The 14,466-nt window shown below is 71.7% G+C and carries 12 protein-coding genes; 5 read left to right on the top strand and 7 right to left on the bottom strand.

The window, feature by feature from the left end:
• Nucleotides 1-219: 219 nt before the first annotated feature.
• From R8Z57_RS13410 to xylA, 6 genes are all read right to left on the bottom strand, one after another.
• On the bottom strand, nt 220-1,014 hold the full coding sequence (locus R8Z57_RS13410; protein WP_318354288.1) for a GTP pyrophosphokinase family protein: 795 nt from the start codon (nt 1,012-1,014) through the stop codon (nt 220-222).
• Nucleotides 1,015-1,279: 265 nt separating this feature from the next.
• Nucleotides 1,280-2,122: a transposase gene (locus R8Z57_RS13405; RefSeq protein WP_318354287.1), complete on the bottom strand. Its 843-nt coding sequence runs from the start codon at nt 2,120-2,122 to the stop codon at nt 1,280-1,282.
• A gap of 228 nt (nt 2,123-2,350) precedes the next feature.
• Nucleotides 2,351-3,514: a methyltransferase domain-containing protein gene (locus R8Z57_RS13400; RefSeq protein ID WP_318354286.1), complete on the bottom strand. Its 1,164-nt coding sequence runs from the start codon at nt 3,512-3,514 to the stop codon at nt 2,351-2,353.
• A 143-nt stretch (nt 3,515-3,657) separates the two neighbouring features.
• Nucleotides 3,658-5,283, bottom strand: a complete 1,626-nt coding sequence (locus R8Z57_RS13395; protein WP_318354285.1) for a LuxR C-terminal-related transcriptional regulator — start codon at nt 5,281-5,283, stop codon at nt 3,658-3,660.
• Between the two features lie 194 nt (nt 5,284-5,477).
• Nucleotides 5,478-6,803, bottom strand: coding sequence for a xylulokinase (locus tag R8Z57_RS13390; protein ID WP_318354284.1), 1,326 nt, complete (start codon nt 6,801-6,803; stop codon nt 5,478-5,480).
• A gap of 127 nt (nt 6,804-6,930) precedes the next feature.
• The gene (gene xylA, locus R8Z57_RS13385) at nt 6,931-8,121 is read right to left on the bottom strand and encodes a xylose isomerase (RefSeq protein WP_318354283.1); all 1,191 of its coding nucleotides are present in this window, start codon (nt 8,119-8,121) and stop codon (nt 6,931-6,933) included.
• 328 nt (nt 8,122-8,449) lie between these two features.
• Between xylA and R8Z57_RS13380 the strand changes: the two genes are divergently transcribed.
• A complete protein-coding gene (locus tag R8Z57_RS13380) occupies nt 8,450-8,716 on the top strand; it encodes a hypothetical protein (protein WP_318354282.1) in 267 nt (88 codons plus the stop codon).
• Nucleotides 8,717-8,801: 85 nt separating this feature from the next.
• The gene (locus R8Z57_RS13375; RefSeq protein WP_318354281.1) at nt 8,802-9,971 is read left to right on the top strand and encodes an ROK family transcriptional regulator; all 1,170 of its coding nucleotides are present in this window, start codon (nt 8,802-8,804) and stop codon (nt 9,969-9,971) included.
• A 127-nt stretch (nt 9,972-10,098) separates the two neighbouring features.
• On the opposite strand, the gene R8Z57_RS13370 is transcribed toward R8Z57_RS13375, so the two are convergent.
• The gene (locus tag R8Z57_RS13370; protein WP_318354280.1) at nt 10,099-11,094 is read right to left on the bottom strand and encodes a LacI family DNA-binding transcriptional regulator; all 996 of its coding nucleotides are present in this window, start codon (nt 11,092-11,094) and stop codon (nt 10,099-10,101) included.
• 168 nt (nt 11,095-11,262) lie between these two features.
• Between R8Z57_RS13370 and R8Z57_RS13365 the strand changes: the two genes are divergently transcribed.
• Genes R8Z57_RS13365 through R8Z57_RS13355 form a run of 3 tightly spaced genes read left to right on the top strand, consistent with a single transcriptional unit; the run spans nt 11,263 to nt 14,461 of the window.
• Entirely contained in the window at nt 11,263-12,552 is a 1,290-nt protein-coding gene (locus R8Z57_RS13365; RefSeq protein ID WP_318354279.1) for an ABC transporter substrate-binding protein, read from the top strand.
• 17 nt (nt 12,553-12,569) lie between these two features.
• Nucleotides 12,570-13,568 carry a sugar ABC transporter permease gene (locus tag R8Z57_RS13360; RefSeq protein WP_318354278.1) on the top strand — a complete coding sequence of 333 codons (999 nt, stop codon included), beginning with the start codon at nt 12,570-12,572 and terminating at the stop codon, nt 13,566-13,568.
• A gap of 32 nt (nt 13,569-13,600) precedes the next feature.
• A complete protein-coding gene (locus R8Z57_RS13355) occupies nt 13,601-14,461 on the top strand; it encodes a carbohydrate ABC transporter permease (protein ID WP_318354496.1) in 861 nt (286 codons plus the stop codon).
• Nucleotides 14,462-14,466: the final 5 nt, after the last annotated feature.

The following is a 14,466-nucleotide window of genomic DNA, read 5'->3' as shown; positions in this document are numbered from 1 at the left end:
GCGGGGTCCCCGCCCGCTCCCTCGCCGACATCGTGGTTTCTCGGCGAACCACCACGTCGTCGGCGCCGAGAGCATGCTCGTTCGCCGAGACCGCACTCACTCGACGGGTCGGGGCGGCGGGGTCCGGCAGGGACCGGTGCGCCCGGGTGTGGCAGGGCCGGGCGGCGAGGCCGAGCACGTCCAGGCTGGCGGGAGCGGCGTGGGCGGTGAGGTCGCGGGTCAGACCTCGCGGGCCCGAGGGTCGGCGTGACCGGGGGCTGCGGCATCCGTCGACGACTCGGCCGAGGTGACGGGGCCGATCTCGCGCACGGCGACCGGTGCGGACTGGCCGGCGCTGCCACCCCGGATCTGGCGGTGCAGTCGCTCCATGCGCGCGTCGAGCTCGGCGGCGGTGTCGGCGGCGTCCTTCAGGCTCGCCAGCAGCTCGTCGGGCACGCGGGTGGCGTACTTGTAGTAGATCTTGTGCTCGAGGCTGGCCCAGAAGTCCATCGCGATGGTGCGGAACTGGACTTCGACGGGCACCTCGATGCGTCCGGTCGACAGGAACACCGGCACCTCGAGGATGGCGTGGAGGCTCTTGTAGCCGTTGGCCTTCGGCGAGGCGATGTAGTCCTTCACCTGGATCAGGCGCACGTCGTCCTGCGCGGTCAGAAGGTCGAAGAGCCGGTAGACGTCGGCGGTGAAGCTGCACGTGATGCGGATGCCCGCGATGTCGGTGATGCTCCGCCGGATGGACGCGAAGTCGGGATCGATGCCCTTGCGCTGCACCTTCTCGACGAGGCTGTCGGGCGACTTCACGCGGCTCGAGACGTGCTCGATCGGGTTGTAGTCGTGGGTGAGGAGGAACTCGTCGCGCAGGATCCCGATCTTGGTCTCGACCTCCTGCAGGCCGAAGCGGTACTCCATCATGAACCGCTGCAGTTCGTCGCGGAGCTCCCGGAGCTCGGTCGGCGAGACCGTGATCTCGCCTTCGTCGGACGCCGTCGCGGGCACCGATGGTGCGGGAGTCGCCATGCGCTTCACGCTATGCGCGCGGCCTACGAGAGTCCTGTGAGAGCGGATGCCGCCCCCCGGGCGCGTCCGCGGGTCGGGGTGGTGCGCCCGCCGCGCGTCGACATTGCATATTCTCGGCGAGAGCGCATGTTCTCGGCGCCGACGACGTGCGTTCTCGGCGAGAACGCACCATCTCGACGGGGGACTGGGGCAGGGCATGCGACCGACCGACCGAGACTGCCATGGGCGGCGGGACGGATGCCGCAGGCCGGGGCGCGTCGGGAGGTCAGAGGTCGTCGAGGGCTCGCTGCGCGCGCTCGGACTCCTTCGCGGCGTCGCGGGCCTTGGCGGCGGCGGCTGAGCGGTCGCGCTCGACGGCGTCGAGCTTGTCGACCGCCGCCTCCTCGTCGGCCTCGAGTGCGGCGAGGTCGCGGCGCAGATCGTCGATGCGCTCGCGGACGTGGTCGACGCGCTCCTGCGCCTTGGCGCGGCGGGCGTCGACGCGCGCGAGCTCGCGCTCGGCCTCGTTCGCGAGCCGCTCCGCCTCGCGCGCCGCCTTCTCCGCGGCCTTGCGCGCGCGGCGGTCGGCGAGGTCGTCGCGCGGCGGCGGCGCGACGACGCCCGGCAGCGAGCCGCCGACCGCGTCGGCGAGCATCTCGGGCTCGATGTCGCCCGCCTCCAGCGGCTTGACGAGCCGGGCGGTGAGCACTGCGGCGGCGGCTGCGGCATCCATCACCGCCGCGTTGATCGTCTTCTCGACATCGTCGCGTGCCGCGGCACTGACGGTGCCGCCCGCCTCTTCGGCAAGGCCGACCGCCTGCTTCGCGAGCGCCGCCACCAGCTGCCGCCGCTGGCGGCCGAGGCGCGCAAGCTCGGCTCCGTCGAGGTCGTCCTGCGCTTCGCGCAGGGCCGCAGAGAGCTCCACCGCGTCGGCGAGCTGACCGCCACCGGCCAGGAGGTTCACCGCCCAGGCCGCGACCGTCGGCTTGCGCAGCGCCTTCAGCCGCTTGGCGAGGGCGCCCCCCGACCTCTCCGCGCGGCGGTTGCGGGCCGCGGTGAACTCCGCCGGCGGCAGGGCGTACAGCTCCGCCGCGATGGCGTCGAGCTGCGCGTCGTCGGCGGCCTCCATCCGCCCATTGTCGCCCACGACCCCCGCCGTTCTCAGGACGCACGCGGCTCTGTCATCGCGGCCGCCGTCGGATGCCGTGGCCACAGGCCGCGGCATCCGGATCGATCCTGCGAACGGCACGCAGGGGCGGCGCAAGCGCCGGGGTGGCGCAGGCGCCGGGGTGGCGCAGGCGCCCGCGCCGCGGGAGACCTCGGTCGTGAGCAGCTCCGCGACGGGGCGCGGTGCGGGTCAGACGATCTCGTAGAACCGCCAGAGCCCGAACTCGGGGATCACGACACGGACGTCGCTCCAGCCGGCGGCGCGCGCGTAGCCGCGGAGCGTCGCGGGCCGCATCACGGTGCCGGTGCCCGCGCTCGGGCGGTGCGCCATGCCGTCGGGGAGGCACACGAACAGGCTGAAGCCGTACAGCAGCCGCTCGAGCTCGTTCGCGTCTTGCGCGAACTCCTCCCCGCTCGCCTCGTCCATGATCACCACCACGCCGCCGTCGCCGACCGCGGCGCGGGCCGCGGCGAGCACCTCGACGGGGTGCGGCATGTCGTGCAGGCACTCGAACGCGAAGACGCCGTCGAAGGGGCCCTGCGCGGCGACGAGTGCGGCGTCCGAGAGCAGGAACTCGACGCGGTCGGCGACGCCGGCGTCGGCGGCGTTGCGCCGCGCCATCTCGACGGAGGCCTCGTCGACGTCGAACCCGACCACGCGCAGCCCGGGGTAGGCCTGCGCGAGCGCGATCGACGACCACCCGCCCCCGGCGCCGAGGTCGGCGATGCGGGCAGCGGGGCGGCGGAGCACCTCGTCGAGGCGCTCCACACCGGCGAAGAGCGCGGGCAACTGGGCGAACCAGGGACGATTCATGTCTGCCTGGGCCTCACGGGCGTGAGCGCCCAACTGCTCCCAGCTCACACCGCCGCCGGCGCGGTAGGCCTCGAGCAGGGCGTCGAGCTGTGCCGACGAGGCCGCGGCCATCCGGGCGAGAGGCTCGAGGTACGAGAGGCTGTCGCGGTCGAGCAGCACTTCGGCCACGCCGTCGGCCAGGCGGAAGCGCCGCGCTTCGGCATCGGTTGCGTCGTCGGCGCGGAGGATGCCGCTCGCCGCCTGCTGTTCGAGCCATTCCCTCGCATAGCGGGCATCGGTCGAGGTGCGCGCGGCCAGCTCGCCGGCCGTGAGGCCGTCGGCCTGCGAAAGCGCGGCGTACCAGCCGAGCTGGGACCCGAGGTGGACGGCCATGAGGTCGAACCAGCCGAGGGCGGCTCCCATCATGCGGTCGGCGAAGGCGGCCGTCGGGTCGAGCCCCGCTGACGCCGCGTGGGCGGCGGAGGCGGGCGCGGCTCCGGCGGTCTGGTCGGTCTCGGTGGTGCGGGCAGTGTCAGCGGTCTCGGTCATCGTGGTGGACATGAGGTCTCCTTCGGGCAGCATCGCGCTGCGTCTGCCGACGAAGCTACGGATCCCGGTCCCCCGCGCGCATCGGGCGAACAGCGCAAGCCCCGAGGTGCGTCTGCATCATTCGATGCAGAAGCACGGCGCGGCCTGGCCGGGGCTCAGGTCGCGCGTCGGCCGGCGTCGTGCCACCACGCGGCCGCAGCGGTGCGCGAGCCGACGTCGAGCTTCAGGTAGACATTGGCGAGATGCCGGCTCACGGTCTTCTCGCTGATGAAGAGCTCCGCCGCGATCTCGCGGTTCGAACGACCCCGGGCGACGAGCTCGACGATCTCGGACTCCCGCGCGGTCAGCGGGCCGGTGGCCGCGCCTGGCACCGCGGCGCCGTGGACCACGACGGGTGGCGCACCGAGCCGGACGAAGAGGTCTTGCGCCTGCTCGCGAAGCTCGGCCGCGAGAGCGGCCTCGCCCTGCAGCTCATGCGCCGAGGCCAGCCAGCTGAGCACGTTCGCCTGCTCCCACGGCTGCCGCAGCCGGCGGAAGAGGTCGAGCGCCGCGTGGAGCCGGCCGATCGCGGCGCCCGCATCGCCCTCGTGCACCAGGACCATCCCGGCGGCGTGCGCCGCCCAGGCCTGGAACCCCTCGCTGCCGAAGTCGCCGGCGTCGGCCTCCAGCTCGTCGACGAGCTGCCGCGCCCAGTCGGGCCGGCCGACGGCCAGCGCGATCTCCACGCCCGGGCGGAGCAGCCGCGCGCGGCCCATGCGGTCGCGCTGTTCGAGCGAGGCGGTGATCATCGCCGCCGCCCTCGCGGCGTCGCCTTCCGCCCGCACCAGCAGGGCCTCGCCGGGAACGGGGTCGATGCCGGCCGAGCGCGCCCGTCCGTACGCCTCGCGTGCCCCCGCGGCGTCGCCGCGCAGCCGGCGGATCTCACCCACCTGATACCAGCCCTCGCCTGCCACCCAAGGGTGGTCGGAGCCCAGATCGTCGCACGCACGCTGCAGCGCCGACTCCGCGGCATCCCACTCCCCGCTCACCGACTGCAGCTCGAGTCGGTGCACGCGGCACACGCCGGCGTAGACGACGTCGTTGCCACGGGCCGCGCACCACGCCTCGGCGGCGCGGGTCCAGTCGGACATACGGCGGAAGTCGGCGAGCTCGTGACAGACGTGGATCGTCGTGCACAGCACGTCGCCCGCCCACTCGGGCTCGAGCTCGTCCGAGACGACGCACAGCATCGCCTCGTCGAGCTGCGCGAAGCCCTCGGCGGTGCGCCCCGCCCGGATGTCGTGCATGCCGGTCACCACCGCGCTGAGCGCCGAGACCGCGGGCGACCGCAGCGTCGCCGCGAGCTCCTGCATGCGGGAAACGCTGTCGGCAGGCCAGAGGGATCCGGTGCCGTCGAGGTCCATGCTCGCGGTGAGGTACACGTCGTAGGCATGGGCGCGGCCATCGGGCAGATCGGCGAGCATCCGGTGCGCGCGCCGCGCCCAGGCGGTGCCGACCGTGAGCTCGGCCCGGGTCAGTCGCACGAGCGCGATGACCAGCGCCGTCTCGGCGGCGCCCATGTCGTCGCCGTCACCCGACAGCATCCGGAACGCCGACTCGAGGTGATCCAGGCAGGCCTCCTGCCGCCCGAGCCACCACTCGCACGCCGCGAGCGCACGGACGTCGTCGCCGGTGACGGCGTGGTCGCGACGAGCCGTCGCGAAGTCGTCGCGCGCCGCGTCCCAGTCACCGGATCGATAGGCCGTCCGCGCCCGCTCGAGGACGGCGATCGTGTCCGCCATGCCGGAATCGTACCGCCGCACCCGCGCCGGGGCGCGGGTGTCCGGCCGCCGGGCGAGAGTCCGCGCCCGCGCGTCGTTCGGGATTCGGTCCCGTCGCGCCGCCACGGCGTCCCTGCAACCGGAAACCCGGCTCTCGTCGGCCCGCGACGAGTCGTGCGGACGGAACCCGGGGGGGCGGGGGGGGGCGATGCGGCTCAGGCGGAGAGGACGGATGCCGCCTGCCGGGCGGCGCCGAGCGCCACATACTCGCCGGGCTCGGGCACCTCGACGGGAAGCCCCAGCACGAGCGGCGCGATCGCGCGCACCGCCTCGGACTGGGCGCCCCCTCCGACGAGCAGCGCGCGCTGGAGTGGAACACCGAGCCCCCGGAGCGCCCCCAGGCCCGCGGCGAGGCCCGAGAGCATGCCCTCGACCGCGGCCCGCGCGAGGTTCTCGCGCGTGGTCGAGGCGAGGGTCATGCCGCTGAGCGAGGCCGTCGCGTCCGGCAGGTTCGGCGTGCGCTCGCCCTCGAAGTACGGCACCAGCGCCAGTCCTCCGGCACCGGGCTCGGCAGCCAGCGCGAGGCGCGAGAGCTCGGCGTGGTCGACGGCCAGGATGCGGCCGATCGCGTCGAGCACCCGGGCGGCGTTGAGGGTGGCGACGAGCGGGAGGAATCGGCCGGTGCAGTCCGCGAAGCCCGCGACCGTGCCCGTCGGATCGATCGTGCGCTCCTCGCTCACCGCGAAGACGGTGCCGCTCGTGCCGATCGACACGACCACGTCGCCCGGTCCGGCGCCGAGTCCGAGGGCTGCGCCCGCGTTGTCGCCGGCGCCGCCGCCGACACGCCGGCCCGCGGCATCCGTCACCCACTCGTCCGGTCCCAGCACCCGCGGCAGGACGGCGTCGTGCCCCAGTGCGGCGATGAGGAGGTCGCGGTCGTAGCCGCCGGTCTCGGGGTTCCAGTAGCCGGTGCCCGAGGCATCCGATCGATCCGTCACGAGCTCGTCGAGCACCGGCCCGCGGGGCGACTCACCCTCGGGCCCGAAGCCGCGCAGGCGCCAGGTGAGCCAGTCGTGCGGCAGCGCCACTGCGGCGACGCGCGCCGCGTTGCCGGGCTCGGCGTCGCGCAGCCAGCGCAGCTTGGTGATGGTGAAGGATGCCACGGGCACGAGTCCGGTCCGCCGCGCGAGCTCGTCGGCGCCGAACTCGGCGATGAGGTCGGCAGCCGCCTGCGCCGAGCGGGTGTCGTTCCACAGCAGGGCGTCGCGGATGACCCGGCCGTCGGCGTCGAGCGCGACCATGCCGTGCTGCTGCCCGCCGATCGCCCATGCCTGGACCGCTGCGGTGCCCGCGGCGCTGGGCTCGAGTCCGCCGGCGTCGGCGATCGCCGCCTGCAGCGCCGTCCACCACGCACCGGGGTCGACGGACGTCCCGTCGGGGTGCGCCGCGCGCCCCTGCCGGACCACCGCGCCGGTGGCGGCATCCGTCACCACGACCTTGCACGACTGCGTCGACGAGTCGACTCCCATGACGAGGCTCATCGCTCGCCCTCCTCCTCGAACTCGAACTCGACTGCGACCGCGAGAGTACAGCTGGTCGCCGAGAGGTAGGGAGGTTGCCTACCCTTCGTCCGCCAGTCGTACTCTCGCGGTCGAGATATGGATGCGGTCAGCCGCGGGCGCCGAGCAGGTGCTCGGTCGCGAGCTGCTGCAGGCGGACGAAGCCGAAGCCCTTGCCGCCGAGGTAGGCGTTCGCGTCGAAGTCCTCGTAGGCGGAGCGGTCGGCGAGGAAGTCGTCGTACGACTCGCCTTCGTTGAGCGTCGGCACCGAGAGCTCGTCGACCTTGGCCGCGGCGAGCGCCTCCTGCACCTCGGGATCGGCGCGGAAGGCCGCGGCGCGCTCCTTGAGCAGCAGGTAGGTGCGCATGTTCGCGGCCGCCGAGTCCCAGACGCCGGTCTCGTCCTCGGTGCGCGAGGGCTTGTAGTCGAAGTGACGCGGGCCGTCGTAGGCCGGCACGCCGCCCGGGCCGCCGTTCTCGAGCAGGTCGACGAGGGCGAACGCGTTGTGCAGGTCGCCGTGGCCGAACACGAGGTCCTGGTCGTACTTGATGCCGCGCTGGCCGTTGAGGTCGATGTGGAAGAGCTTGCCGTGGTACAGCGCCTGGGCGATGCCGGCGGCGAAGTTGAGGCCCGCCATCTGCTCGTGGCCGACCTCGGGGTTGAGGCCGACGAGCTCGGGGCGCTCGAGCGAGTCGATGAAGGCGATCGCGTGGCCGAGCGTCGGCAGCAGGATGTCGCCGCGCGGCTCGTTGGGCTTCGGCTCGATGGCGAAGCGGATGTCGTAGCCCTTGTCGGTGACGTAGTCGCCGAGCAGGTTCACGGCCTCGCGGTAGCGCTCGAGCGCGGCGCGGATGTCTTTGGCCGAGTCGTACTCGGCGCCCTCGCGGCCGCCCCACATGACGAACGTCTTGGCGCCGAGCTCGGCACCGAGGTCGAGCTGGCGGAGCACCTTGCGCAGCGCGAAGCGGCGCACGTCGCGGTCGTTGGACGTGAAGCCGCCGTCCTTGAACACGGGGGCGGAGAACAGGTTGGTGGTCACCATCGGCACGATGAGGCCGGTGTCGGCGAGCGCGCCCTTGAGGCGGTCGATCTGCGTCTGGCGCTCGGCGTCGGTCGACCCGAACGCGAAGAGGTCGTCGTCGTGGAACGTCAGGCCGTACGCGCCGAGCTCGGCGAGCTTCTCGACCGCGTGCACGACGTCGAGGTGGTTGCGGGTGGGGCCGCCGAACGGGTCGGTCCCGTTGTAGCCGATGGTCCAGAGGCCGAACGAGAATTTGTCGGCGCGGGTCGGGGTGGGCATGGCGCTCCTTCGCGAGAATTGTTGCTGCCGACAACGTATACCAGAACGGATGCCGCGTCCAGCACGAAACCGGACGCCCAAGCGAGCGGCACCGGACGTTCACGCCGCGGCGACACGGGATTCATCCGCACCGACTACAACAGGGAGCGGCCACACCGGGGTGCGCCGAGCGGCACGGACGGCGCTACCCGCTCGCCGGGCGGACGTCAAGCCCCGTGCACCGGATTGCCCGGGCCACCAGGATCGTTCGCAGTACGACAGGAGGCTCGCGATGGTGCTCGAAAGGCCGTCCCCGGCAGCACGGCGGAACAGTCTGCGCGCGCGGGTCATGCCCTCGCTCAAGGAGCTTCCCCCACGCCGACCCCAGCCGCCGGCACCGGACGACTCGGCCATCCGCTGGGAGCGCATCGACATCGATCGCTACGAGGTCAGGGCATGCGGCACGACCGTGGGCTTCATCGACGTCGTCGGCGCCGTGTTCGTCGTGCTCGCCGGCGCCCGCTACGACCGCGCCGTCGAGGTCCTGCAGACGCTGGACTTCACCGCAGCGGTCGACTCGATCTCACCCCTGCCGCTGCCGCGCGCGTCGGCGTGACCTCTCGTCCCGCGCCGACCGGGTTTTGAAGCGCGGAACAACAAAGTCCACTCGCGCGCCCGCATCGGGCCCTACAGTGAGACGGATGACCGAACTGTCCCCGGCCGAAGGCGTGCGCCAGCGCAACCTGGCCCGCCTGCTGCGGCTGGTGCATCTCGAGGGTCCGCTCTCGCGGGCCGCGCTCACCGAGGCGACCGGACTCAACCGCTCCACGATCGCCGACCTCGTCGCCGAACTGGTGCGCGGCGGGCTGGTGATCGAACGCGCCCCCGACCCCTCCCGCCGGGTCGGCCGCCCCTCGCCGATCGTGGCCGCCGACCCCGGCGTCGTGGCGATCGCCGTGAACCCCGAGGTCGACGCGCTCACCATCGCGGCCGTGGGCCTCGACCGCGGCATCCCCGTGCGGGAGCGCATCGAGGTCGACCACCTGCTGACCACCGACGAGACGGCACGGCTCATCGCGGATCGCATCGGACGGTGGCAGGACGACGACCTCGCCGCCGCGCGGATCGTCGGCGTGGGCCTGGCGGTGCCCGGCCTCGTGCGTGCCGCCGACGGACTCGTCCGCAACGCACCCCACCTGCGCTGGACCGATGCGCCGCTGCGCGACCTCGTCGCCGAGACGACCGGGCTGCCCACGACCGTCGGCAACGATGCCACGCTCGGGGCGATCGCCGAGCACCTGTTCGGCGCGGCCGCCGGGTTCGACGACGTCGTGTACCTCAACGGCGGCGCGAGCGGCATCGGCGGCGGCCTCATCGTGCACGGGATGCCGCTGCTCGGCGCCGGCGGCTACACCGGCGAGTTCGGGCAGAACCGCCCCGGCATCGCCGCGGCGACGGACCGCCGCGCCGACGACGGCGTGCTGGAGGACGAGGTGAGCCGGGCACGGCTGCTCGCGGCGGTCGGGCTCGTCGCGGCGGACGAGCCGGCGCTCGCGGCCGCGGTGGCGGTGGCGGGACCATCGGCCGTGGAGGAGGTGGACCGCCAGCGCCGGATCCTCTCCACCGCGCTGGCGAACGCCGTGAACGCGCTCAACCCCGGCGTGGTGGTGCTCGGCGGGTTCCTGGCGACGATCGCCGATGTCGACCTGGCGGGGTTCACCGCGCTCGTGCAGGAGCAGACCATGTCTGCCAACGCGGAGGAGCTGCAGATCCGCGTCGCCTCTCTCGCCGAGGACCGGCTCCTCATCGGCGCGGCGGAGGCGGCGTTCAGCGAGCTGCTGCGGGATCCCGCCGGCATCGCACCGGCCTGACGGCGGGCATCACGCCTGCTGACCGGAGCATGACCCGCGCGGCGGGCTGACGGTGGGCATGACCCCGGCGGCGCGGCGGGCTGACGGTGGGCATGACCCCGGCGGCGCGGCGGGCTGACGGTGGGCATCACGCCGGCGGCGCCGTCGTCTCGCGAAGGACGAGTCTCGTCGGGAGCTTCACGTGGGTGACCGTCGGTGTGATGCCGTCCATCAGGTCGAGGAGCATGCGGGCCGCCTCGGCCCCGAGCACCTGCATGGGCTGGCGCACGGTCGACAGCGCCGGGATGGCCTTGGATGCCTCGGGCACGTCGTCGAACCCGATCACCGACAGGTCGCGCGGCACCTCGAGGCCGAGCTCCGACGCGACCCGCACGATCTCGAGGGCCGAGAGGTCGTTCGCGGCGAAGACGGCGGTGGGCCGATCGGAGCGGCGGAGCATCTCGAGCGCAGCCATGCGGACGGCATCCTGACGGTAGCTCCCCGAGCCCACCAGGGCCGGGTCGACCGGGAGGCCGGCATCCGTCAGCGCCCGGCGGTAGCCGGCGTCGCGAGCGATCGATGAGCGCAGATCGGGACGTCCGGCGATGAAGCCGATCCGAGTGTGCCCCAGGTCGATGAGGCTGCGGGTCGCCTGCAGTGCGCCGCCGAAGCTGTCGCACTCGACCGTCGGCAGGTCGGCGGGCCCGGTATGCGGGTCGATCGCGACGACGGGCACATCGGCGTTCACATTGACCACCGTCGGCGTCACCATGATGGCGCCGTCGATGAGAGTGCCGCTCAGCCGCGACAGCGAGCGACGCTCCCATCCCTCCGCCGTGGAGCGCGTGCCCGAGTACGCGAGCAGGTCGTACCTCGAGTCGCTCAGCGCCTGCCCGACCCCCTTGAGGACCTCGGCACTGAACGGCTCGAAGTCGGCGACGAGCACGCCGATCACCCCCGTCGTCCGCGACCGCATGCTGCTGGCGATGAGACTCGACTCGTAGCCGAGGTCGGCGACCACCTGGAGCACGCGATCCACAGTCTCGGGCGCGACGCCGTAGCGGCCGTTGACGGCCTTCGACACCGTGGCGACGGAGACGCCGGCTGCCGCGGCGACGTCGGTGATCGTGGGTCGGCGCTTCATGATCTCGGAAGCATAACGGCTTCGAAAACGATTTTGAAAACGTTTGACACGGATTTGTTGTCTGCGCATACTTTTCATGCGGTCGGCGGACCGCGCATCGCGCGATTTCTCGCGCGGACTCAGCACCCCGGAGCAGTGGTGCTCCTCGATGAAGAGAACGGGAATCACATGAAGGGCAAGAGAATCCTCGCGGGTTCGGCAGCACTTGTCGTCGGTGCGCTGGCGCTCGCCGGCTGCAGCGCCGGCGGCGGGAGCGACAGCGGCGACGGCACGGTCGAGATGACGCTGTGGCAGAACTCCACCACCGGCCCGGGTCAGCAGTTCTGGAAGGACGCGATCGCCGCGTTCGAGGAGGAGAACCCGAACGTCACGATCAAGATGCAGTCGGTGCAGAACGAAGACATGGACGGCAAGCTGCAGACCGCCCTGAACGCGGGCGATCCGCCCGACATCTTCCTCCAGCGCGGCGGCGGCAAGATGGCCGCCATGGTCAACGCCGGCCAGCTGAAGGACCTGACCGACCTCGTCTCCGACGACGTCAAGAGCGAGATCCCGGAGGGCTCCTTCGCCGCGGAGACGTACCAGGACAAGGTGTGGGCGATGCCCCTGTCGGTGCTGCCCGGCGGGTTCTTCTACAGTCAGGATGCCTTCGACAACGCCGGGATCACGGCGAATCCCGAGAGCATCGACGAGCTCGAGGACGCCGTGGCGAGCCTCAAGGAGACCGGCATCGAGCCCATCGCGCTCGGCGCCAAGGCCGCATGGCCGGCCGCGCACTGGTACTACTTCTTCGCGCTGCGGGAGTGCAGCCCGGAGGTCATCGAGGAGACCGGCGACACGAAGGACTTCAGTGACGAGTGCTGGCTGCGCGCCGGTGAAGACCTGCAGGACTTCGCGTCGATCGACCCGTTCAACGAGGGCTTCCTGACCACCGAGCCCCAGCAGGGTGCGGGCAGCTCGGCCGGCCTGATCGCGAATCGCAAGGCGGCGATGGAGCTCATGGGAGCGTGGGACCCGGGCGTGATCGCCTCTCTGACACCCGACGAGAAGCCGCTCCCCGACCTCGCGTGGTTCCCGTTCCCGGAGATCGCGGGCGGCGAGGGTGAGCCGGGCTCGATGATGGGCGGCGTCGACGGGTACTCGTGCGCGGCCGACGCCCCGGACGAGTGCGCGGACTTCCTGAACTTCGTCGCGAGCGCCGACCAGCAGACCGCCTACTACAAGGCCTTCAACTCGCCGCCGGTCAACACCGTGGCGCAGGAGGCCGTCACCGAGCCGTACCTCCAGCAGATCCTCGAGGCGTACAACAGCGCTCCGTTCGTCTCGCAGTGGCTCGACACGGTGCTCGGTCAGAACGTCGGAAACGCCCTGAATGTGGCCGTCGTCGACATGCTCGCCGGCAACAGCGACCCGCAGAAGCTGGTCGACGCCGTCAACGCGGCGGGCAAGCAGGGCTGATCGTGTCACTCCGCGAGATGTCATCTGACGCTCGCGGCCTTGCAGAGCACGACGGGGGCGGCGTCACGCCGCCCCCGTCGGTGCCGCAGGGTCGCAGACGCCCGCGAGGCCTGGGCTGGGCGGGGCGCCTCGAGGTCGCGATCCTCGTGGGCCCGGCCCTGATCTTCTTCGTCGGCTTCGTGATCTTCCCCGTCATCATGGCGGCGTACTACGGGTTCTTCCGCTGGTCGGGATTCGGTCCCGCCACCGACTTCATCGGCCTGCAGAACTACGTCACGATCTTCACCGACCCGATCTTCCAGCAGGCGCTCGGGCACAACGCCTTCATCGTCGTCGCGTCGCTCGTGCTGCAGGGGCCGCTCGCGATCCTGCTGGCACTGCTGCTCAACCGCCGCATGCGCGGGCAGTCGGTGATCCGCGTGCTGATCTTCGTCCCTTACGTGATCGCCGAGGTGATCGTCGGCACGGGCTTCAGCCTCATGCTCGCCACGGCGGGTGCGGTGAACAGCTTCCTGGAGAAGATCGGGCTCGGCGCTCTCGCACAGGACTGGCTCTCCGACCCCGGCATCGCGATCTGGACCCTCATGGCGATCCTCACGTGGAAGTACATCGGGTTCGCGGTGATCCTCTTCCTCGCGGGCCTGCAGGGGATTCCGCAGGAGCTGTACGAGGCCGCCGCGATCGACGGCGCCTCCTACTGGCAGATCCAGCGGTCCATCACGCTCCCGCTGCTGGGCCCGACGCTTCGGATCTGGGCGTTCCTCTCGATCATCGGCGCGCTGCAGCTGTTCGATCTCGTCTACATCATCTGGGGCCAGTACGTGTCGTCGGTCGCGGGCACCAACACGATGGCGATCTACATGGTCGCCACCGGCCGCAACTCGGGCAACTTCGGGTACGGCAGCGCCGTAGCCGTCGTCATCTTCGTCATCTCGCTGGTGGTCGCGCTGATCTACCAGCGCACGATCCTGCGCCGCGACACCGCGGGTGCCATCACAGAGAGGGGTGTCAAGTGAGCGCCACGGACTCGATGAGCACCCGGACCATCATGCTCCGCGACACGACGCCGGGCCGCCGTCGCGACGTCAACAGGCTGCCGTGGGGAAGCCCGGCGGTCTACTTCATCGCCCTCGTCGTGATCGCGCTGATGCTCGGGCCGGTGCTGTACATCATCATCGGCGGCTTCCGCACGAACTCCGAGATCACCGTCGACCCGTCCGGGCTGCCGGCCAGCTGGAACCCCCAGAACTACGTCGATGTCCTGACCAGCGGCCTCTTCTGGAACGAGGTCCTGAACTCGACGATGGTCGGCCTCGCCACGACCGCCGGCGCGGTGGTGCTCGGGCTCATGGCCAGCTACGTCATCGCGCGGTACGACTTCGTCGGGCGCGGGGCGCTCTACGCGCTGTTCGCCGCGGGCCTGATGTTCCCGATCACGGTGGCGATCACGCCGCTCTACATCGTGGTGCGCAACCTCGGGCTCATGAACAGCCTGCCCGGCGTCATCCTGCCCCAGATCGCATTCGCGCTGCCGACGACGATCATCATCCTCGTCCCCTTCCTGAAGGCGATCCCCGACGAGATCCAGGAGGCCGCCTACATCGACGGATGCGGTCGCCTGTCGTTCTTCTGGCGGATGGTCCTCCCGCTCGCGGTACCCGGTGTGATCACCGTCGCCATCCTCGCCTTCATCGGAAGCTGGAACGGCTACCTGCTGCCGCTGTTCATCCTGAACGACGAGGCGCAGTTCACCCTGCCGCTCGGTGTCCAGGCGTTCTCGTCGCAGTACTCGGTCGACACGGCGAAGGTGCTCGCCTTCACGTCGCTGTCGATGCTCCCCGCGCTGGTGTTCTTCAGCCTGTTCGAGCGCCGCATCGTCGGCGGTCTGACGGGGGCGGTCAAGGGATGAGCGGC

Source organism: Microbacterium sp. M3, assembly GCF_033548675.1.
GTDB classification, from domain to species: domain Bacteria; phylum Actinomycetota; class Actinomycetes; order Actinomycetales; family Microbacteriaceae; genus Microbacterium; species Microbacterium arthrosphaerae.
Note: the sequence above shows the minus strand (reverse complement) of the source record. Positions and strands in the feature narration are given on the sequence as shown.

Coding starts and splice junctions, on each gene's coding strand:
- xylA (WP_318354283.1), bottom strand. CDS start 8,121: ATGCCCACCCCGACCCGCGCCGACAAATTCTCGTTCGGCCTCTGGACC.
- R8Z57_RS13360 (WP_318354278.1), top strand. CDS start 12,570: ATGTCATCTGACGCTCGCGGCCTTGCAGAGCACGACGGGGGCGGCGTC.
- R8Z57_RS13375 (WP_318354281.1), top strand. CDS start 8,802: ATGACCGAACTGTCCCCGGCCGAAGGCGTGCGCCAGCGCAACCTGGCC.
- R8Z57_RS13405 (WP_318354287.1), bottom strand. CDS start 2,122: ATGGAGGCCGCCGACGACGCGCAGCTCGACGCCATCGCGGCGGAGCTG.
- R8Z57_RS13355 (WP_318354496.1), top strand. CDS start 13,601: ATGCTCCGCGACACGACGCCGGGCCGCCGTCGCGACGTCAACAGGCTG.
- R8Z57_RS13365 (WP_318354279.1), top strand. CDS start 11,263: ATGAAGGGCAAGAGAATCCTCGCGGGTTCGGCAGCACTTGTCGTCGGT.
- R8Z57_RS13395 (WP_318354285.1), bottom strand. CDS start 5,283: ATGGCGGACACGATCGCCGTCCTCGAGCGGGCGCGGACGGCCTATCGA.
- R8Z57_RS13400 (WP_318354286.1), bottom strand. CDS start 3,514: ATGTCCACCACGATGACCGAGACCGCTGACACTGCCCGCACCACCGAG.
- R8Z57_RS13370 (WP_318354280.1), bottom strand. CDS start 11,094: ATGAAGCGCCGACCCACGATCACCGACGTCGCCGCGGCAGCCGGCGTC.
- R8Z57_RS13390 (WP_318354284.1), bottom strand. CDS start 6,803: ATGAGCCTCGTCATGGGAGTCGACTCGTCGACGCAGTCGTGCAAGGTC.
- R8Z57_RS13410 (WP_318354288.1), bottom strand. CDS start 1,014: ATGGCGACTCCCGCACCATCGGTGCCCGCGACGGCGTCCGACGAAGGC.
- R8Z57_RS13380 (WP_318354282.1), top strand. CDS start 8,450: ATGCCCTCGCTCAAGGAGCTTCCCCCACGCCGACCCCAGCCGCCGGCA.